Raw genomic sequence first — 19,046 nt, forward strand, 5'->3', positions numbered from 1 at the left:
AAGGAGATAAAAATGATTTTATTAAGTAGCAACGCACAAAATATATTTTGGTTAGGGCGTTCTTTAAATCGTATACAATATTTATGTAGCCAGTTTCCATTTCATAGCAATGAGGCTGCTTTAGATTATACACACGCATTTTGTTTACCTGCTTTTGATGCAAGTTCTTTAAATGAATTGGTGTTAGATCCTGAGCAACCCGCTTCATTTCATCAACAGTTTCAAAATGCTAAGAATAATATTCATGATTTACGTGGTGTGATCTCACAAAAATCTTTTGCTGAACTCAATCAGCTATTACAACAAGCTGAGCGAAATGCAGGTTTTATTTGTGATGTTTGTGCCGAGTGTCATGATGTATTAGAAGCCGAAGAAGATGAATTTCTATTTTTATTTTTTAGTTTAGGGCAGAAAATGGAGCAACTAGATCGTCAAATTCGCCTTAAACAAACATCTGAACAAACTTTGCATGATTTGGATCAATTAAGCCAGCATTTAGATCGTTGTGGAGTCGTAAGTGTTACAGAGGCATGGCAAGACTTAAAAAGACAACCCGATAGTCAACATTATTATCATTTTAGTGATCATATTGACTCTCTTTTTGAGTTGGTTCGCTTATGAAATTGATGATTAATCACCAAACCCATTACCAATATACAGACTGGGCAAAAAATAGTATTCAATATATTAAAATGATGCCTCAGTCTAATTCGCATCAACAAGTACATACTTGGGAAATTAGTGTGCCTGGTGCTCAAAAAATGAAAAAAGATGCATTTGCAAATCTTTGGTTGACCAGTAACCAAGTTGATCCATTTCAAACGATGCTGATTATGGCACAAGGTATTGTTGAGATTGATTTAAAGCATCAATATGGTGTTCAAGATCATTTATCTCCATGGTTATTTTTGCAACCTACCACAACAACTTTGTGTAATACAGAAATGTTGGCATTTGCTCAACACTATGTTCCTCAAGTTAATTTGTCGCATTTTCATCGTTTAGCAGCAGCTTTATTGTTAAAAATGCCTTATGAAACGGCATCTACAACGGTTTGTCATACTGCTGTAGAATCATTTTTTGCAGGGCATGGTGTATGCCAAGATCATAGCCATGTCTTTATTGCGATGGCAAAAGCATTGGGTGTACCAGCGCGTTATATTTCGGGTTATTTGTATGCGAATAATCAATCACATTTAGCCAGTCATGCATGGGCAGAAATTTATTTAGATGGAAACTGGCATATGATTGATGTCAGTAATCAATTATTTCAGCCAGAAGCACATGTTTATGTTGCAATTGGTCGTGATTACTGGGATGTAGCCCCAGTCAGAGGTGTACGTGAGCAGGGAGGAATTGAAAGTATGTATTCAATTGTTCAGGTGCTTGCTTGTTAAATATTTGTTTTAAAAAATGAGTATAAAAAATAGATATTTAACATGAATATTCAAAAAATAAAGAGAGGTTTGTATGACATATTGTTGTGCTTTAAGACTCAAAGAAGGTCTAGTTTTTATCAGCGATACACGAACCAATGCAGGCGTAGACCATATTTCAGTTTTTCGTAAACTGTATACATATGGTGTTGCTGGTGAGCGTTTTATTTGTATTCAGACATCAGGTAATTTAGCAACAACACAAGCTGTCATTGGGCATTTAGAAAATCATTTAGCACTCGGCAGAGAGCCGCATTTGTATAGTGTAAATACGATGTTTGAACTTGCTGGGCTAGTAGGGCAGCTTCTCCGACAAGTGATTGCAGAAGTTACTTCAGATACCTTGGAGCAAAGTAACTATTTTTGTAGTTTGCTGGTTGGTGGGCAAATTAAAGGTGAGGAAATGCAACTTTATAATATTTATCCGCAAGGTAATTTTATTTGTGCAACCAGTGATACACCGTATTTTCAAATTGGCGAAAGTAAATATGGTAAGCCTATTTTAGACAGGGCGTTGACTTATGATATGCCTTTAGATAAAGCCTTACGTTGTTGTTTGATCTCTTTTGATTCAACTTTGCGTTCAAATGTTTCAGTAGGGATGCCTTTAGATGCCATGATTTACCATAAAGACTGCTTGTTGACACCGCAAGGTAAACGTATCACAGAGGCAGATCCATATTTTCAGCAGATTAGCCGACAATGGTCAGAAACATTAAAAAATGGTTTACAAGATTTACCTGAACCTACTGAAGATTATTTTAAGTAGTTTCATTTTAAGCAATAGTAGAAATATTTTAGCTATCACAAGTTTTTAAAATATTGTGTTAAATAGAGCAGTTTTTTTGTGTGGTGGAAAAATAATTATTTACATATCCATCAAAATTTTGCCTGATTATTCAACACTTAGGGCTGTTTTAGTGCAGTAATATTGAATACAGTAAATTAATAAGAAATTTCATGAGAATATTAATTTATGTTTCAAATTTGTTATGCCAGTAAAACAACATCAAATGATCTAAAAATTTTAAATGATTTACGTGATATTTTAGATGAAGCTCGTCATTTCAATGTTAAACATGATATCTGTGGAGTCTTATATTTTGCTGATGAATACTTCTTTCAATGTCTAGAAGGCGATCAACATACGATTGAAATGTTATTAGATAAATTATTTAAAGACCCAAGACATCATCAAATTAAGTTATATCAGCATACTGAAATTAAACAGCGCCATTTTTCGCAATGGTCAATGAAATATGTCAAAAGAAGTAGCCAGATTCAGCAATTTTTTTTAGATCAGGGGTATGAAAAATTTGCTCCTTTGTGCTTAAGTCAACAAGATCTACCTAAACTATTACATTTATTGTATGAAATTGAAGAAACTGAGTTATAGAAAATAAAAATCCAAGTCTAAACTTGGATTTTTTATCGCAAAAATCGCTAGATTTAGATTTTCTTACGCACAGGTCTTGCGCTCATACGGCATAATAATTCATAACCAATTGTACCATTGGCTTCTGCAACATCATCAACCAAGCGATCTTTGCCCCACAGCTCAACAACCGTACCTAAGGGTAAATTTAACCCTGTAACATCGATTGCAATCATATCCATTGCAACACGCCCAATCACAGCTCTTGCTTGCCCTTGAATAGAAACATAATTTTGTTTTAAAAATGCGCGTGGATAACCATCACCATAACCAATTGAAACAATAGCAATATCCATTGCTTGGTCAGCGACAAAAGTGGAACCATAGCCAACAGATTCACCCGCTTCAATATGATTTAAAGCAATAATTTCTGCTGTAAAGGTCATCACAGGTTTGATATCTAAATCATGTACCGATTGATCTGCAAAAGGTGAGGCACCATAGAGCATGATGCCTGGACGTACAAAATCAAAATTGAGTTCTGACCATTTGAAAATTGCTGCTGAATTGCAGCAAGATGCCATAATCGGCTCACATGCTTCTTTGACATGTAAGAATTGATTTTTTTGTTGTTCATTGAGGGGGTGATTTTCAGCGTCAGCATTGGCAAAATGCATGGCTAAAACACAAGTAAAACCATCAGCTTTAAGTGAGTGGATGATGTCAATAATTTCAGGAACTTTAAAACCAAGACGGTTCATCCCACTATTAAGTTTGACCCAAACTTTGAGATTTTTTTCAATATAAGCATCTTTGTGTGCGCGTAACCAATCCAGTTGAGCTTGATGATGAACAACAATTTCAATCTCATTTTCAAGCACTACCGCCATTTCATCGGCACTGAAAATACCTTCAATTAGTGTAATAGGTTGTTGGTAGCCCAATTCACGAATTTCTAAAGCTTCTTCAAGGCAAGCAACACCAAAGGCATCAGTTGAACTTAAGGCGGCTAAGCAATCTTTGACTCCATGTCCATAAGCATTGGCTTTGACCATACTCACAATTTTAGCAGTTGGGGCAAGTTGTTTAACACGATTTAAATTATATTGCAGAGCTTTACTGTCAATATAAACTGTTGCTTGGCGCACCCGAAAGACTCCTGTAAGAAGGTAAATATAAAATATAGTTAAAAAGATATTTTATAAGGGGAAAATGAAATTGATCATTGAATTTCTAAAACGGTACTATTGTAAGCCGATCAAAGTTAAATAGACATCGACATTTATCTTTTAAATGATTTCACGTATTTATATCGAAAAAACGCAAATTTTTATCTTTTCCTTTCATTTTTAGATTTTTTATTAAACAATAAAAGCAGCAAGTAAAAGAAAAATAGTTATACATTTAAAAAACATATTAAAGTTCTAAACGTATATTTACATTTTACAAAATAAAAGCAAAAAATTACTGCTATTGTAGTTTCTAGGTCATGCATTATCATTTTTTGCATGATTGACGATTATAAATAAAAGAGGAATAAAAATGGGTGCTTGGTCACATGAGCCTTTTGGTAATGATGATGCCTTAGATTGGATTTATCGTTTAGAAGAAACAAAAGATGAAAGTCTATTGTCGAACACATTTTCCAGAGCGATTGAAAATGCAGATGAATATCTTGAAGCTGATGATGGTTCTGTGATTGTTGCAGCAGCCGAAGTTTTAGCAAAACTATTGGGTAAAGGCACACAAAATGATGGATATACAAAAAAAGTTGATGAATGGGTGCAATCAGTCAATCTACAACCTTCAGCAGCTTTATTAAAAAATGCACAAACTGCATTAGATTTGGTTTTGGGAGAAGACTCTGAACTGAATGAGCTTTGGAAGGAAACAGAAGACTATGATGATTGGCGTGGTAACATTGAAAGTTTAAAAACTGCTTTAGTTGTAGCATAAAGCTAATCATTAGATGTTTTAAAAATAGGAGAACATTTGTTTTCCTATTGATCATGATGAAAATTTTCCAAAAATAAAACAGAAAACCGTTATTCAAAGCTATTAAAGAAGAGGAAATACTTAATTTTTAAATTATTTTTGACTCAGTTTTATGCTGTACAACTTAAAAATTTATTGTACATGCTGCTACTTGGAGCGTTGACTATCAAGCAAGCTTTAGCCTGTATGCCACATACGCCTGATGATGTTTTTATTGCGCGTTTCCAAAGCTCTCAAGCCATGCAGGATGATCGTACAAGTTTTTCAGTTCGACTGAATGCAGATCAATTTATTTTTCGTTCTTGGATTGATCAATTTAAGTATGCAAAACCTAACCAATGGCAAAGTGAATTTTCCAGTCAAAATATTGCAAAAGATAGTTTAATCATTGGTTTAGCCTATACACCTGATGGCGCTAAACCTGAGCAATATCAAATAGCTTCATTTGCAATGTTAAGTTGCCAAAATTATCGTTTAAGTATTTCTAAGCCCGTGACATCTTTTTTTGCATGGGATCGTAATCGTTCAAGTTGTGAATATACAGATGGTAAAACAGTTAGAATCTTAGATGGTTTTATTCAATATGACCAAAACGATTATTTGAAAAAACTACAGCAAAAATATCCAAATTGTCAGCAACTAAATGCAGCATTTCCAAAAGTTGTTATGAATGATGCACAGCAAAATATTCAACAGCTTTCGGGGTTTCTACATTGGTGGAATAAATTATTCAATAGCTTTAAATCATGGTTTTAATGATAAAAATTTGAGCAAAGAAGAGTAATAATGCATTACTCTCCATCGTCATATTGTGCGTAATATTCAGGTGATAAATTACTAAAACGGGTATATTGACCTTCAAAGGCTAAACGAACAGAACCAATAGGACCATTACGCTGTTTACCGATAATAATTTCGGCTGTTCCAGCTTCTTTTGATTCTTTGTTATAAACCTCATCACGGTAAATAAACATAATCAAATCGGCATCCTGCTCGATCGCACCTGATTCACGTAAATCTGACATGACAGGACGTTTATTTGGGCGATTCTCTAAAGAGCGGTTGAGCTGTGATAGAGCAATCACAGGACAATTCATTTCTTTGGCAAGTGCTTTTAAGCTTCGTGAAATCTCACCAATCTCGCCAACACGGTTATCGCCCATACCAGGTACTTTCATTAATTGTAGATAATCGACCATGATACAGCCGAGTTTGCCACCATGTTGTTTGGCAATACGTCTTGCACGTGCGCGCATTTCAGTTGGAGGAAGGGCAGAGGAGTCATCAATATACAGATGTTTCTCTTGAAGCTGTAAAATAGTCCCTGTAACTTTAGACCATTCATCGCCATCGAGTTTACCTGAACGTAAATGCCCTTGGTGTACTTTGCCATAAGAGGAAATCAAACGCATAGCAATCGAGTCAGCAGGCATTTCCATCGAAAAAACCAAAGCAGGTAAGTCGCAATTAAACAGCACACTTTCGACAAGATTCATGGCAAAAGTCGTTTTACCCATAGATGGGCGTGCCGCTACAATGATCATATCACCCGCTTGCATGCCCGAAGTTTTATTATCAAGTTCAACAAAACCTGTGGTCAAACCTGTAATATTACCTTCGAGTTGAGAAAGCTCATTGAGCTTATCAAAGACATCAGCGACCACAGAGGTAATCGGCTTTGGACCTTGTGCTTTGGCATTATTATTATGTTGCTCAGCGATCGAGAAAATATTAGTTTCTGCTAAATCTAAAATTTCACTCACCTCACGACCTTTGGTGTCATAAGCATTCTGTAAAATTTCATTACCGACTTTAATCATATTTCTTAAAGTCGCAAATTCACGAATTTTAGTGGCGTAGGTTTCAAGGTTGTAAAAACTTGCAGGCGAATCTGCCATAAGTTGCATTAAATATTCTTCACCCCCAATTGCCTCTAAAAGATTTTGTTTAATGAGCCAGTCATTGACTAAAACTGCATCATAAGGCGAACTTTCTTTATTGAGTTGTTCAATGGCACGAAAAATATATTTGTGACGGGTCGCATAGAAATCATTTTCATTCAGCACATCACTGACTTGCTCAAAAGATTCAGCCACAGTCATTAAGGCAGCCAACACCGCTTGTTCAATTGACAAGTTGTGGGGTGGTGTACGAAATTCTTTTAATTGTTGCGAGGCGTCAGTTGACTTGGCATCTTTGTTAAAAGTATTTGCAGAAGCTGCGGCAGTTGCCTGAGACATAAAATAAAAAACCTTTAATTTAAACCAGTCAAGGATGACTCAATTTATTTAAAATAGGTTAAGAGGATAACCTAAATCATGGGGTGAAAGCTAAATAATGCTAAATAAAAAATGATAACTAGATAGAAATAGCAGATAAAAAAAGAGCATACAAAAGTATGCTCTTTTTTTTGGTACGAAATTACTCAGATACGATAGTAACGAGAACTTCTGCAACAACATCATGATGCAATTGGATTGCGATGTTGAATTCACCAGTGTTACGAAGCGCACCGTTAGGTAAACGAACTTCTGCACGGTCTACTTCAAGACCAGCATTCGTTAACGCGTCAGCGATGTCACGAGTACCGATTGAACCGAATAATTTACCTTCATCACCAGCTTTCGCAGTGATAACGATGTTTACTTCGTTCAATTGATCAGCACGTGCTTGAGCAGCAGCTAAAATTTCAGCTTCAGCTTTTTCAAGTTCTGCACGACGAGCTTCGAAAGCAGCAGTATTTGCTTCAGTCGCAGCAACTGCTTTACCTTGAGGGATAAGGAAGTTACGGCCGTAACCAGCTTTAACTGAAACTTTATCGCCTAATTTACCAAGGTTTTTAATGCGTTGTAATAAGATAATATCCACAGCTCAACCTCACTTATGATTGTCAGTGTAAGGAATCAACGCTAAATAGCGAGCTTGTTTAATAGCAAGCGCTAATTGACGTTGGTAACGAGCTTTAGTACCTGTAATACGGCTAGGAACAATCTTGCCGTTTTCAGTGATGTACTGTTTTAAAGTGTCGATATCTTTGTAGTCGATGTACGTAACGTTCTCAGCTGTAAAGCGGCAGAACTTGCGACGACGGTAAAAACGTGCCATTGAGGTTCTCCTTATGCTTCAGCAGAGTCTTGAGCTTGTTGTGCTTCTTCACGTTGAGCTTTACGCGCACGTTTTTCTTCAGCACTCTTAGCCAATAAAGACTCTTCAGTGATAGCGTTTTCACGACGAATAATTACGTTACGAAGGATAGCATCGTTGTAACGGAATAATTCTTCTAATTCGTTAAGCGTAGTTTGATTACATTCAACGTTCATTAAAATGTAGTGCGCTTTGTGAATTTTGTTAATTGGGTAAGCCAATTGGCGACGGCCCCAATCTTCAAGACGGTGAATTTGACCTTCAGCATCTTTAATGTGAGAGATATAGCGTTCTACCATACCTACCACTTGATCGCTTTGGTCTGGGTGTACCAGAATTACGATTTCGTAGTGACGCATTGTCAGCTCCTTACGGTTTATGCAGCCCCAATTTAATTAAAAATTGAAGCAAGGAGTCACAATCAGCGTTAACTTGAATTAAGTTAACAAATTGTGTCGCAAAAATTGCGAGCGCTCATTATAGGTAAGTTTGTGGCTAAACACAATTTAATATTCATCTTTTTGGAAAAAAGAGTGCTATGACGATGAGCAAAAAACTCAATAGAATAGAAAGAATATTTTTTTATTTTTTAGCCTAATTATAGCAAATCAGCTAATATTTCAGTGAGTTGTTGTCCTTTTTTACGGTTGATCAGTCTTGCTGTCATACCAAAATGGCGAGGACCTTCAACATCTGCAAGAGGAGTATCCCCAATAAATAAAACTTCTTCAGGTTTACAGTGGATTTGATCTATAACATATTGATATATTTTAGGATCAGGTTTACATGCATGGACTTCATAACTCCATGCATATAGGTCAACCATTGGAATTAATGTTGAAATATGTATGCCATAAGGGTGTGCTGAGTTAGAGCAGAGCACAATTGTATAGCCTTGAGTTTTAAGTTGTTGCAATGTTGAAAGTGTGTCATCAAAAAGTTGGATTTGCTTGAGTTCAAATTCAAGATCAGCATTTAACTCAGTGAGTAATGGCGCAGGGATATGATAACCAAAATGTGCCGCGATATCCTCAAAATCACCATGAATTGACATGACAGTTATAGCGTCATTGACATGAGCTGTATGTCCTTGTTGATGCAGCCAATGGATTAATTTTTTATAAGGTGAGGTTTTTTCTGTAATTTTTGCTAATGTACCAAAGACATCAAAAGCGATCACTTTAATGGGAGAGTTTGACATCAGTTTCATCCTCAAATGGTAAAATGATTGATCTTTGAAATAAATTTGAACATAGCTTTTTTAACAACAATAGACATTGACCAAATCTACACATATATAATTTTTTCCTTTGTATACATTTTAGGTTGATGGTTCAATTAACTGCTCAAATTTTTCTAAAAACTGATGAAGTCGAGCTATGTTGATACCTGAACTTCCACGCCAGAGTGAAATGGGAAAACTTACTTCGCTGCGATGATTAGGTGCTTGAGCATATACAATTTTTTCAAGTTTTAAAAATTCATCATGACCTAAAAAATTAAAATAGACACTATATTCAGGTGCTAACTCATTTTTTAAAATTCCAAGTTCTGCCAAAATTCGAATCAACCATGTTCGTGTAGTCAAATTACTTCCTTGCAAAATTTTTGCTTTGGAAATGCGATTAATGAGTTCAGAAGGCGTTTCTTTTGGCTCAGCAAGTTGAATAATTTCTATGAGTTGTTTAAATACGCTGAGATCTTCTGGTTGAATGTTTTCTTTAGGAAAATGTTGAATTTCTTCTAAGTCGGTGAGGATTTCATGATAAGCACCTAAACGACAGTAACCAATATAAAAATGAAAAAGATTGCAAGACGAATTTTCCCATGAAGAACGAGGTAAACCGCAAACTTTACAAGGCCATGTTGCTTCTGACAGTTCACGGTCTCCTTTTTCGATTGGCGTAAAATCATGTTCAGGCACATTTTTAGCGAAAGCATAGCTGATTATAGGTTGTAAGCCACGATGAAAACCTTGCCCTATGGCTTTGATGAACAAAGCATTTACTTTATCTTCCATCTCAGGAAGTTGACTGAGCATTTTTAGTTTTTTAATCGTGCTGTCATGTTCAAAGTATTCAATTTTATTGAATTCCAAACCTGATTGATTGAGTAACATTTTTTCATTTTCTGATAATTTTTCTGGAATATGAAAAGTATAAGTTTTATTGTTATGATCGTAGTTATAATTATTGCTATAACTGTATATTTTATTGAGAATTTTAATAATTTTTTTATCGTACATAAATAGCCTATAAGTGCTGAAAATGAGATTTTTATTTTAATCAAAAATAATAGATATTTTAAATTTTTTGGATACTTTCAATGATCACCCCATGAATATATGAGTCAAACATTTAATACCAAGATTTGAAAGAAGATAATAGATTGAAAAGATAATTTAAGATTCATACACAAGTTATAGATTTGTAATGATGACAAATATCATAGCAAGTGTATGGGTAGAGTGAAAAGTATGATGCTATACCACGATTAAGAAAAGATAGAGAGAACTCTATCTTTTAAAAAAGGGGTAAATGTGGCGCAGGGGACACGTAACTAAAGCTGAAACTAAAACTTAATGCTGTAATTAAAATGACAGAATATAAGAAATAGCGTTTTGCCCAAGCTTGGTCATTTTCTGCTTTAAAGCCAATAATTGATAAATATACCCAATACGCACAGAGCGCATTAAAAGTAATTAAGAAGAAAATATTGGTATAGCCAAAGCAATACAAACCATTTAACACTGCTGCAAATAAGATCACATAAATCAAACTTTCAACTTTTGTGCGATAGATGGAACGTGCTACGGGTAGGATGGGTATACCTGCATTCTTATAGTCGTCGAAGCGATAAATTGCAATTCCCCATGAATGTGGCATTTGCCAAAATGCATACGCTAAAAAAATTAATAACGCAGCAACATCAAATTCATGAGCAACAGCCGTATAACCGATCACAGGAGGACTTGCACCTGAGATACTACCAATCACTGTTTGTTGAATGGTGGTACGTTTTGTCCAAAGACTATAGAACACGACATAAACGACAAAGCCTAATAGAGCAAAGCCAAATGCATAGGCGTTGACAAAAAACCACAACAAGCCAAAACCCAATAGACCCAGTACTGCTGAAAAGATCAGAGCAACTGTTGGGCTAATCGTTTTTTTGACTAATGCACGATTCATCGTACGTTGCATTTTTTGGTCAATGTCTTGGTCAATGACATTATTCACAACACAGCCAGAGGCAACAACTAGAGTTGTACCTAATAGTGTGATGAGAAGTAAGAGGAAATCTACAGAACCTTGAGCGGCTAGGAAGAAGCCGCCCAAAGTGGTAACGAAGTTACCGAAGAGAATTCCTGGCTTAGTCAGGAATAAATATTTCTTCAACATGACACCCTAGAGCATCATGTTTGAATGTAAGTAGTTCATGACCCATACAGAACCGATAAGAAGAACTGCAATACATAGAATCGTATATACAAATGCAATCACGTTCCAGCGTTGCTCTGATGAAGAGTTCATGTGCAAGAAGAAGACTAATTGAACAAGAACCTGAGCAATCGCAGTAATGGCAATTGTTGCAACAATTGCACCGCGACCAAAGTCAGCAGGGTGCATAGCCATATAAAATGGAACGATGGTTAGTAATACAGAAACAATAAAACCAATTGTATATTGTTTCACATTACCATGCGAAGCACCTGCAGAATTATGATCATGACTCATTAGATAACTCCCATTAAGTAAACGACGCTGAATACACAGATCCAAACGATGTCAAGGAAGTGCCAGAACAAGCTTAGGCAAGCAAGACGACGAGTGTTAATAGTTGTCAAACCATTTTTCTTGATTTGAATCATTAACACGATCATCCAAACTAAACCAGAAGTTACGTGAATACCATGCGTACCAACTAGAGTAAAGAACGAAGATAAAAACGCACTTGTGCTTGGTCCGTGACCAGCATGAACTAAATGATTAAACTCATAAAGTTCCATACCAATGAATGATGCACCAAAGATCCAAGTGATTGCTAACCAAAGTAAAACTTGGCTAACATTCTTTTTGTAAGAAGCAAGTACTGCAAAACCAAAAGTTACAGAAGAAATTAAGAGAGCAAAAGTTTCAGTTAAAACGAAACCTAAAGACTCACCAAAAAGATCTTTTGCGCTTGGTGTTCCAGGTGGAATATGACTGCTTAATACAGCGAACGCGATGAAGAGTGTACCGAATAAAATCAAGTCACTCATCAAGTATGTCCAAAAACCAAAGACGGTGATGTCAGTATCATCGTGATGATGTTCATCATGTCCGTGGTTGTCGTGATGAAGTACTTCAGCCATATCCTTAGTCCTTCTTCAAGTGTTTTTCAAGTAAAGCATAACGCTCGTTTTCGATACGTTCTACTTCCGCAGCAGGTACATAGTAATCTACTTTCTTCGTAAATGAACTTACGATGAAGCTGATGATCGCACCAACGAAAGTTACAATTACAAGCCACCAAACATGCCATACAAGCGCTAAGCCCATAACAGTTAATAGCATTGCAATAACGAAACCAGCCGCACGGTCTGTAGGCATATGAATGTCTTCATATTTCGTTGGACGCGCATATGCTACACCATTTTCTTTGTCGCTCCAGAAAGTATCAATACCATTGATTTTTGGAAGGTGAGCAAAGTTATAGAATGGCGCAGGAGATGAAGTAGACCATTCAAGAACACGACCATCCCATGGGTCACCTGTATGATCCATGTTGTTTTCGCGTTGTAAGAATCCTACAACAACTTGCATAACGAAACAGAAGATACCAATAGCAACAAGTACTGAACCGAAGAACGCAATTGCAAGGTATGGGTCCCATTCAGGGTTGTCATATGTGTTCAAACGACGAGTCATACCCATGAAACCAAGGATATAAAGTGGCATGAATGCAAAATAGAAACCGAAGAACCAGAACCAGAAAGAAGCTTTGCCCCAAGTTTCATTTAACTTCCAACCAAACATTTTTGGCCAGTAGAAAGTGATCCCTGCGAACATACCGAATACCACACCACCAATAATTACGTTATGGAAGTGAGCAATCAAGAATAATGAGTTGTGTACTAAGAAGTCAGCTGGTGGAACAGCCATTAATACACCAGTTAAACCACCGATACCGAAAGTCACAAGGAAGCCAAGTGTCCAGTACATTGGTGATGTAAATGTAATACGACCTTTATACATGGTGAATAACCAAGAGAAGATTTTCACACCTGTAGGGATCGCAATAATCATGGTCATGATACCGAAGAACGCGTTAACGTTGGCACCAGCACCCATTGTAAAGAAGTGGTGTAACCATACCACGAACGCAAGTACTGTGATCGCGATAGTCGCATATACCATTGATTTGTAACCAAACAATGTTTTGCGAGAGAAAGTTGAAACGATTTCTGAATATAAACCAAAAGCAGGTAAAATCAGAATATATACTTCTGGGTGACCCCAAGTCCAAATCAAGTTCACGTAAAGCATTGGGCTACCGCCTAGCTCATTTGTGAAGAAGTGGAAATCGAAGTAACGGTCAAGTGTCAACATTGCAATTGTTGCAGTTAACACAGGGAATGATGCAATGATCAATACGGCTGTACAAAGTGCAGTCCATGTAAAGATCGGCATATCCATAAGACCCATGCCAGGCGCACGCATTTTAATAATGGTAACAAAGAAGTTAACACCAGTTAAAAGTGTACCTAGACCTGAAATCTGTAGTGCCCAAATATAGTAGTCAACACCAACACCAGGAGAATACTGAATACCAGAAAGAGGAGGGTAAGCCATCCAACCTGTTGCAGCAAATTCACCTAATACAAGTGATGCCATCATCAAACCAGCAGCACCAGCAAATAACCAGAAGCTAAGAGAGTTTAATAATGGGAAAGCAACGTCACGTGCACCAATTTGAAGTGGTACAGCGATGTTCATCATACCAACAACCAGACCCATTGCTACGAAGAAAATCATGATCACGCCGTGTGCGGTGAAGATTTGATCGTAATGGTCAGGATGTAAGTAACCTTCACCGCCACCTTTTGCAAGGAACAGTTGAAGACGCATCATGATTGCATCTGCGAAACCACGAATTAACATGACAACAGATACAATGATATACATGATACCAATTTTTTTATGGTCTACAGATGTAAACCATACATTCCACAGGTAGCCCCATTTTTTAAAATAGGTAATACCACCAAGAAGCGCAGCAGCACCAATTGCCATGATAATCATGGTAATTAGAACGATAGGCTCTTGATATGGGATCGAGTCCCAGTTGAGTTTACCGAATAATACCGACATGTCTTATTCCTCTACTGAAGCAGTTGCATGTTCAGCACCAACAGTTTCAGCATGACTAGCAGGTGAAGAGTGATCTGCACCATGATAGTTACTCATGTATTTGTTGATAATGCTTTCGAACAAATTAGGCTCAACTGAAGAATAGTAAGTTACAGGATGAGGCTTAGTAGGGAATGGACCTTTACGTTCAGCTTCTTCTGCTTTTGCTTTTTCTTCTGGAGTATGCGCATTTTTAAGCATTGCTTCAATTTGGTGCTTAGAACGGTCACCATCTTTAAGCGTTGCAAATTCTGCTGCATCTAAAACAGTTTTTTGTTGAGCTTCAGGGTTTACTGAAGTTCCGTTACCTGCTTTAACTGCTGCAACCCAATTGTTGAAATCCGCTTCAGTCACACTATGTGCTTTAAAGCGCATTTGTGTAAAGCCATAACCACTATAGTTAGAAGAGAAGCCACGGTATTCACCAGTTTCATCTGCTAATACATGGAGTTGAGTTTGCATACCCGCCATTGCGTAAATTTGACCCGCTAACTTAGGAATGAAGAAAGAGTTCATTGTAAAGTTAGAAGTAATTTTAAAGCTAACAGGTGTTTTTTCAGGAAAACGAACTTCGTTAACAGTTGCAATTTGTTGCTCAGGATAGATAAATACCCATTTAAACTGTTCAGCAATAACCTGAATATCTAAATGTGCTTTCTCTGATTCAAGCGGACGGTATGGGTCATATTTATGTGAGCCCCACCATGTTAAATACGCAAGAATACCAATAATAATGACAGGAACGCCCCATACTACAATTTCAATTGCAGTTGAGTGTGCCCATGTAGGTTTATAGTCTGCATCTTTATTCGACGCGCGATATTTCCAACCAAACCATAATGCCATGATGATCGAAGGAATTACGACCAAAAGCATTAAGTAAATCGCAGTCATCATGAGGTCTGACTGACCTTGTGCAACTGGACCTTTAGAGTTTAGAAGTACCATATCACCACCACACCCAGTTAAGAGTGCAGCTAGCGTAGATAAAGACAATACAGCTAAAATCGTTTGTCTCATTTTACAACCTCGGTGAAGAGTCCCATTCCCTATTAAATATGGGATAGCGATTAAAGTGTCGCATGATTGAAAATGACTATTAATTACAAATAGTAAACATTCTCAATGATCTGACACCCAGACGTTGTAGGGCATTATGCCTCATATCGGCAAACTTAGCTATATGTAAACAGGCTTTAAATAACTGTAATAAAAACCAATTTTTTTACTCGGATTTATATGTGAATTTTCAACTTTATGTTTATAAATCAAAGTTATATTGTAAAAAAAGGATGCGAAAGCACCCTTTGTAAAAAACATAAAAATTATTGCTTGATGACTTTGGTCTTAGCCAACTTATCATGTAATGTTTGACGGTTTTGGTTAATTGCAAAAATGTAATCAATCAGTGAAAACAGAGGGAATAAAGGAAGTGAAATAATTGTAAAGAGTGTAAAAAGCACTGAGCGAATTAAAAATGAGCGATTTCCTGAGACTTGTTGCCCATTATTCATATCTACAATTTTAATTTTTGCTAATTTTTTGCCTATACTTTGCCCAGATTTGAAAACAAGAAATCCCTGTATTGCGAGCATGATGACAATATATAGCCCCATCATTTGCCATGCTTCCATAGGAAACATCATGATAAATTGCTCTTGTAGTTTGGTTGCTTCAGCAGCAGAAACTTTAGATTGCATTTTTGCTTGGATGTCAACCAGTTGTTGAAGTTGCTCTGGTTTTAAATAGGTCATTGGAATATAGGCAGCAGGAAGCCACAACAGCATATCAATGATTTTTGCTAACACACGTGATGAAATTGGCGCAAGCTCAGTCTGGCTTTGTTGTTGTTTGTTGAGCGAAACTTTTGAGTTTTCTTGAAAAGGATTTGGGTTGTATGTTGGGGTAGAGCTGACATAGCCCGTAGGTTCATAGACAAGTTTACCTTGTGTTAATTCACCAAGTGCTTTCCATTCAGTCATACCTTGGTGCCAAGCCAAATCAGTCAAGAGTACTTGTTGGCTTGCAAGCATTTGATTGAGTTGTTCGACAGTATATGGACCAGCTTGTTGGTTATTTCTCGCCAAGTAAATTTGCATAAAGCTCAATTCTCAAAATAAATCTAAATATAAAAATCGTAGATGAAAAAAAGACCCTACGAAAGGGTCTTTTTTAACATGTTTTATTAAACTTGTTTAGTCTTTTCTTCAGCAAGGAAGAACCAAGTATCTAAAACAGAGTCTGGGTTTAAAGAAACAGACTCAATGCCTTGATCCATTAACCATTGTGCAAGATCAGGATGATCTGAAGGACCTTGACCACAGATACCTACATATTTACCTGCTTTACGACAAGCATGGATTGCCATAGCTAACAATGTTTTAACCGCAGCATCACGTTCGTCAAATAGGTGAGAAACAATACCAGAGTCACGGTCTAAACCAAGCGTTAACTGAGTTAAGTCATTTGAACCGATAGAGAAACCATCAAAGTGCTCAAGGAATTGTTCAGCTAATAATGCATTGGTTGGTAATTCACACATCATGATCACTTTAAGACCATTTTCACCACGTTTTAAACCATTTGCAGCAAGTAATTCAATTACACGTTTCGCTTCAGATACTGTACGTACAAAAGGAATCATGATTTGAATATTGGTTAAGCCCATTTCATCACGTGCTTTTTTCAAAGCGCGGCATTCAAGCTCGAAACAGTCACGGAAGTTGTCAGAAACATAACGACTTGCGCCACGGAAACCCAGCATTGGGTTTTCTTCTTCTGGCTCGTAAAGTTTACCGCCAATTAAGTTTGCATATTCGTTTGATTTGAAATCAGACATACGAACAATAACGGGTTTATCCGCAAATGCAGAAGCAAGTGTAGAGATACCTTCAACCAATTTTTCGACATAGAATTCGATAGGAGAAGAATAACCTGCAGTACGCGTCATCACAGCAGCACGAGTTTCACGTGGTAAGCTATCAATATTCAATAATGCTTTAGGATGCACACCAATCATACGGTTGATGATGAATTCTAAACGTGCAAGACCAATACCTTCATTTGGAATTTGAGCAAAGTCAAATGCACGGTCAGGGTTACCTACGTTCATCATGATTTTGAACGGAAGTGCTGGCATTGATTCGATAGAATTACGTTGGATTTCGAAATCTAACGCACCTTCATAGATGAAACCTGTATCACCTTCAGCACAAGAAACTGTAACTTCTTGACCATCGGTCAGTACTTCAGTTGCATTACCACAACCTACAATCGCAGGTACGCCTAATTCACGTGCAATAATCGCTGCGTGACAAGTACGACCACCACGATTCGTGACAATTGCAGCAGCACGTTTCATGACTGGTTCCCAATCTGGGTCAGTCATGTCAGATACAAGTACATCACCGTCTTGTACTTTGTCCATTTCTTTAATCGACGTAACAATACGAACTTTACCAGAACCGATACGTTGACCAATTGAACGACCTTCACAAAGAACTGTGCCTTTTTGCTTAAGCAGGTAGCGTTCCATTGTGCCGACATTTTCACGGCTTTTTACTGTTTCAGGGCGAGCCTGAACGATATAAATTTGACCATCATCACCATCTTTCGCCCACTCGATATCCATCGGTGCTTGATAATGTTCTTCAATGATGAGTGCTTGTTTAGCAAGTTCTTGAAGTTCTAAGTCATTCAATGCAAATTGTTGGCGATCAGCTTTTTCAACATCAACCACAACAACAGATTTACCCGCTGAACCTTCTTCACCATAAATCATTTTTTGGTGTTTAGAACCAAGATTACGACGAATCACAGCATGTTTGCCATTGCGAAGTAATGGTTTAGAAACATAGAATTCGTCAGGGTTTACAGCACCTTGAACGACCATTTCACCCAAACCATAAGAAGCTGTAATAAATACTGCTTCACGGAAACCAGATTCTGTATCAAGTGTAAACATAACACCCGCAGCACCAGTTTCAGAGCGAACCATACGTTGAATACCCGCAGAAAGGGCAACGATGTCATGGTCAAAGTTTTGGTGTACACGGTAAGCAATCGCACGGTCATTATAAAGTGATGCGAATACTTCTTTAATCGCAATAAGAATATTGTCGATACCGCGAATATTTAAGAAAGTTTCTTGTTGTCCTGCAAATGAAGCATCTGGTAAATCTTCAGCAGTTGCAGATGAACGAACAGCAACAGCAATATCTGGATTGCCTTTAGAAAGTTCAGCAAAAGCAGTGCGAACTTCTTGCTCAAGGCTAGGAGTAAGTGGAGTATCTACGATCCATTGACGGATTTTTGCACCTGTTTCAGCAAGTGCGTTGACATCATCAACATTGAGTTGCTTCAATTCTGCAGAAATTTTGGCATTTAAACCACTTTGTTCAAGGAATTCGCGATATGCAGCAGCAGTTGTTGCAAATCCACCTGGAACTGATACGCCAGCATTTGCTAAATGGCTAATCATTTCTCCAAGAGAAGAGTTTTTACCACCCACGATCTCAACGTCGTGTTTCCCTAGTTTTTCTAGACCGATTACGCGTGCTTCCAAAGTTGTTGCTCCACTTATGCAGTATTAATCACTATCTTGGCATCAAATTATAACAAAAAACTTAGCATTTTGATTCAACTAAGTGATAGTCATGTAAGATGGGTTTACTATAAAGATTATACATCGCTAAGACAAATGTT

20 protein-coding genes are annotated in these 19,046 nt (G+C 37.1%); 6 read left to right on the forward strand and 14 right to left on the reverse strand.

The features are described from left to right. Positions 1-12 precede the first annotated feature (12 nt). The 4 genes from HX005_RS13820 to HX005_RS13835 all read left to right on the forward strand — a co-directional run bounded on the left by HX005_RS13820 (position 13) and on the right by HX005_RS13835 (position 2,832). On the forward strand, positions 13-621 hold the full coding sequence (locus tag HX005_RS13820; protein WP_286377786.1) for an alpha-E domain-containing protein: 609 nt from the start codon (positions 13-15) through the stop codon (positions 619-621). Continuing rightward, positions 618-1,397, forward strand: a complete 780-nt coding sequence (locus HX005_RS13825; protein ID WP_286377787.1) for a transglutaminase family protein — start codon at positions 618-620, stop codon at positions 1,395-1,397. Before HX005_RS13820 ends, HX005_RS13825 begins: the two co-directional genes overlap by 4 nt. A gap of 73 nt (positions 1,398-1,470) precedes the next feature. Beyond that, complete coding sequence (locus HX005_RS13830) at positions 1,471-2,205, forward strand: proteasome-type protease (RefSeq protein WP_107007389.1); 735 nt, start codon at positions 1,471-1,473, stop codon at positions 2,203-2,205. Positions 2,206-2,412: 207 nt separating this feature from the next. Next, a complete protein-coding gene (locus HX005_RS13835) occupies positions 2,413-2,832 on the forward strand; it encodes a BLUF domain-containing protein (protein WP_286377788.1) in 420 nt (139 codons plus the stop codon). A gap of 53 nt (positions 2,833-2,885) precedes the next feature. Here HX005_RS13835 and alr read toward each other — a convergent pair whose 3' ends face one another. Then, a complete protein-coding gene (alr, locus tag HX005_RS13840; RefSeq protein ID WP_286377789.1) occupies positions 2,886-3,959 on the reverse strand; it encodes an alanine racemase in 1,074 nt (357 codons plus the stop codon). Positions 3,960-4,353: 394 nt separating this feature from the next. On the opposite strand from alr, the gene HX005_RS13845 reads away from it, so the two are divergent. Together HX005_RS13845 and HX005_RS13850 are read left to right on the forward strand one after the other, a co-directional pair. Continuing rightward, positions 4,354-4,767 carry a DUF4259 domain-containing protein gene (locus tag HX005_RS13845; protein ID WP_286377790.1) on the forward strand — a complete coding sequence of 138 codons (414 nt, stop codon included), beginning with the start codon at positions 4,354-4,356 and terminating at the stop codon, positions 4,765-4,767. A gap of 198 nt (positions 4,768-4,965) precedes the next feature. Next, positions 4,966-5,562, forward strand: a complete 597-nt coding sequence (locus HX005_RS13850; RefSeq protein ID WP_353621998.1) for a hypothetical protein — start codon at positions 4,966-4,968, stop codon at positions 5,560-5,562. Positions 5,563-5,597: 35 nt separating this feature from the next. Here the strand turns inward: HX005_RS13850 and dnaB are convergent, their stop codons facing one another. The 13 genes from dnaB to ppsA all read right to left on the reverse strand — a co-directional run bounded on the left by dnaB (position 5,598) and on the right by ppsA (position 18,906). After that, entirely contained in the window at positions 5,598-7,046 is a 1,449-nt protein-coding gene (gene dnaB, locus HX005_RS13855; RefSeq protein WP_286377791.1) for a replicative DNA helicase, read from the reverse strand. A gap of 181 nt (positions 7,047-7,227) precedes the next feature. After that, on the reverse strand, positions 7,228-7,674 hold the full coding sequence (gene rplI, locus HX005_RS13860) for a 50S ribosomal protein L9 (RefSeq protein ID WP_107007383.1): 447 nt from the start codon (positions 7,672-7,674) through the stop codon (positions 7,228-7,230). 9 nt (positions 7,675-7,683) lie between these two features. After that, positions 7,684-7,911: a 30S ribosomal protein S18 gene (gene rpsR / locus HX005_RS13865; RefSeq protein WP_004719336.1), complete on the reverse strand. Its 228-nt coding sequence runs from the start codon at positions 7,909-7,911 to the stop codon at positions 7,684-7,686. 11 nt (positions 7,912-7,922) lie between these two features. Continuing rightward, positions 7,923-8,309, reverse strand: a complete 387-nt coding sequence (rpsF, locus tag HX005_RS13870) for a 30S ribosomal protein S6 (protein WP_035267614.1) — start codon at positions 8,307-8,309, stop codon at positions 7,923-7,925. 239 nt (positions 8,310-8,548) lie between these two features. Next, positions 8,549-9,151: an HAD family hydrolase gene (locus HX005_RS13875; protein WP_286377792.1), complete on the reverse strand. Its 603-nt coding sequence runs from the start codon at positions 9,149-9,151 to the stop codon at positions 8,549-8,551. A 120-nt stretch (positions 9,152-9,271) separates the two neighbouring features. Further along, positions 9,272-10,195, reverse strand: a complete 924-nt coding sequence (locus HX005_RS13880) for a hypothetical protein (RefSeq protein WP_286377793.1) — start codon at positions 10,193-10,195, stop codon at positions 9,272-9,274. Between the two features lie 277 nt (positions 10,196-10,472). After that, positions 10,473-11,351, reverse strand: a complete 879-nt coding sequence (gene cyoE, locus HX005_RS13885) for a heme o synthase (protein ID WP_107007380.1) — start codon at positions 11,349-11,351, stop codon at positions 10,473-10,475. A 6-nt stretch (positions 11,352-11,357) separates the two neighbouring features. Then, positions 11,358-11,687 carry a cytochrome o ubiquinol oxidase subunit IV gene (gene cyoD / locus HX005_RS13890; protein WP_286377794.1) on the reverse strand — a complete coding sequence of 110 codons (330 nt, stop codon included), beginning with the start codon at positions 11,685-11,687 and terminating at the stop codon, positions 11,358-11,360. Beyond that, positions 11,687-12,304, reverse strand: a complete 618-nt coding sequence (gene cyoC / locus HX005_RS13895; protein ID WP_286377795.1) for a cytochrome o ubiquinol oxidase subunit III — start codon at positions 12,302-12,304, stop codon at positions 11,687-11,689. The genes cyoD and cyoC overlap by 1 nt, the downstream gene beginning before the upstream one ends. Positions 12,305-12,308: 4 nt before the next feature. After that, positions 12,309-14,303, reverse strand: a complete 1,995-nt coding sequence (gene cyoB / locus HX005_RS13900; RefSeq protein WP_107007377.1) for a cytochrome o ubiquinol oxidase subunit I — start codon at positions 14,301-14,303, stop codon at positions 12,309-12,311. Between the two features lie 3 nt (positions 14,304-14,306). Continuing rightward, the gene (cyoA, locus tag HX005_RS13905) at positions 14,307-15,362 is read right to left on the reverse strand and encodes a ubiquinol oxidase subunit II (RefSeq protein WP_107007376.1); all 1,056 of its coding nucleotides are present in this window, start codon (positions 15,360-15,362) and stop codon (positions 14,307-14,309) included. A gap of 305 nt (positions 15,363-15,667) precedes the next feature. After that, entirely contained in the window at positions 15,668-16,441 is a 774-nt protein-coding gene (locus HX005_RS13910; protein WP_286377796.1) for an RDD family protein, read from the reverse strand. Between the two features lie 86 nt (positions 16,442-16,527). Beyond that, positions 16,528-18,906 (reverse strand): phosphoenolpyruvate synthase, encoded by a 2,379-nt coding sequence (gene ppsA, locus HX005_RS13915; protein ID WP_286377797.1) that lies wholly within the window; start codon positions 18,904-18,906, stop codon positions 16,528-16,530. Positions 18,907-19,046: the final 140 nt, after the last annotated feature.

It is taken from the genome of Acinetobacter sp. R933-2 (genome assembly GCF_030325485.1).
Classification (GTDB): Bacteria; Pseudomonadota; Gammaproteobacteria; order Pseudomonadales; family Moraxellaceae; genus Acinetobacter; species Acinetobacter sichuanensis.

Coding starts and splice junctions, on each gene's coding strand:
- rpsR (WP_004719336.1), bottom strand. CDS start 7,911: ATGGCACGTTTTTACCGTCGTCGCAAGTTCTGCCGCTTTACAGCTGAG.
- HX005_RS13875 (WP_286377792.1), bottom strand. CDS start 9,151: ATGTCAAACTCTCCCATTAAAGTGATCGCTTTTGATGTCTTTGGTACA.
- HX005_RS13845 (WP_286377790.1), top strand. CDS start 4,354: ATGGGTGCTTGGTCACATGAGCCTTTTGGTAATGATGATGCCTTAGAT.
- dnaB (WP_286377791.1), bottom strand. CDS start 7,046: ATGTCTCAGGCAACTGCCGCAGCTTCTGCAAATACTTTTAACAAAGAT.
- cyoD (WP_286377794.1), bottom strand. CDS start 11,687: ATGAGTCATGATCATAATTCTGCAGGTGCTTCGCATGGTAATGTGAAA.
- cyoC (WP_286377795.1), bottom strand. CDS start 12,304: ATGGCTGAAGTACTTCATCACGACAACCACGGACATGATGAACATCAT.
- cyoB (WP_107007377.1), bottom strand. CDS start 14,303: ATGTCGGTATTATTCGGTAAACTCAACTGGGACTCGATCCCATATCAA.
- rpsF (WP_035267614.1), bottom strand. CDS start 8,309: ATGCGTCACTACGAAATCGTAATTCTGGTACACCCAGACCAAAGCGAT.
- HX005_RS13880 (WP_286377793.1), bottom strand. CDS start 10,195: ATGTACGATAAAAAAATTATTAAAATTCTCAATAAAATATACAGTTAT.
- HX005_RS13830 (WP_107007389.1), top strand. CDS start 1,471: ATGACATATTGTTGTGCTTTAAGACTCAAAGAAGGTCTAGTTTTTATC.
- HX005_RS13825 (WP_286377787.1), top strand. CDS start 618: ATGAAATTGATGATTAATCACCAAACCCATTACCAATATACAGACTGG.
- cyoA (WP_107007376.1), bottom strand. CDS start 15,362: ATGAGACAAACGATTTTAGCTGTATTGTCTTTATCTACGCTAGCTGCA.
- HX005_RS13835 (WP_286377788.1), top strand. CDS start 2,413: ATGTTTCAAATTTGTTATGCCAGTAAAACAACATCAAATGATCTAAAA.
- cyoE (WP_107007380.1), bottom strand. CDS start 11,351: ATGTTGAAGAAATATTTATTCCTGACTAAGCCAGGAATTCTCTTCGGT.
- HX005_RS13820 (WP_286377786.1), top strand. CDS start 13: ATGATTTTATTAAGTAGCAACGCACAAAATATATTTTGGTTAGGGCGT.
- HX005_RS13910 (WP_286377796.1), bottom strand. CDS start 16,441: ATGCAAATTTACTTGGCGAGAAATAACCAACAAGCTGGTCCATATACT.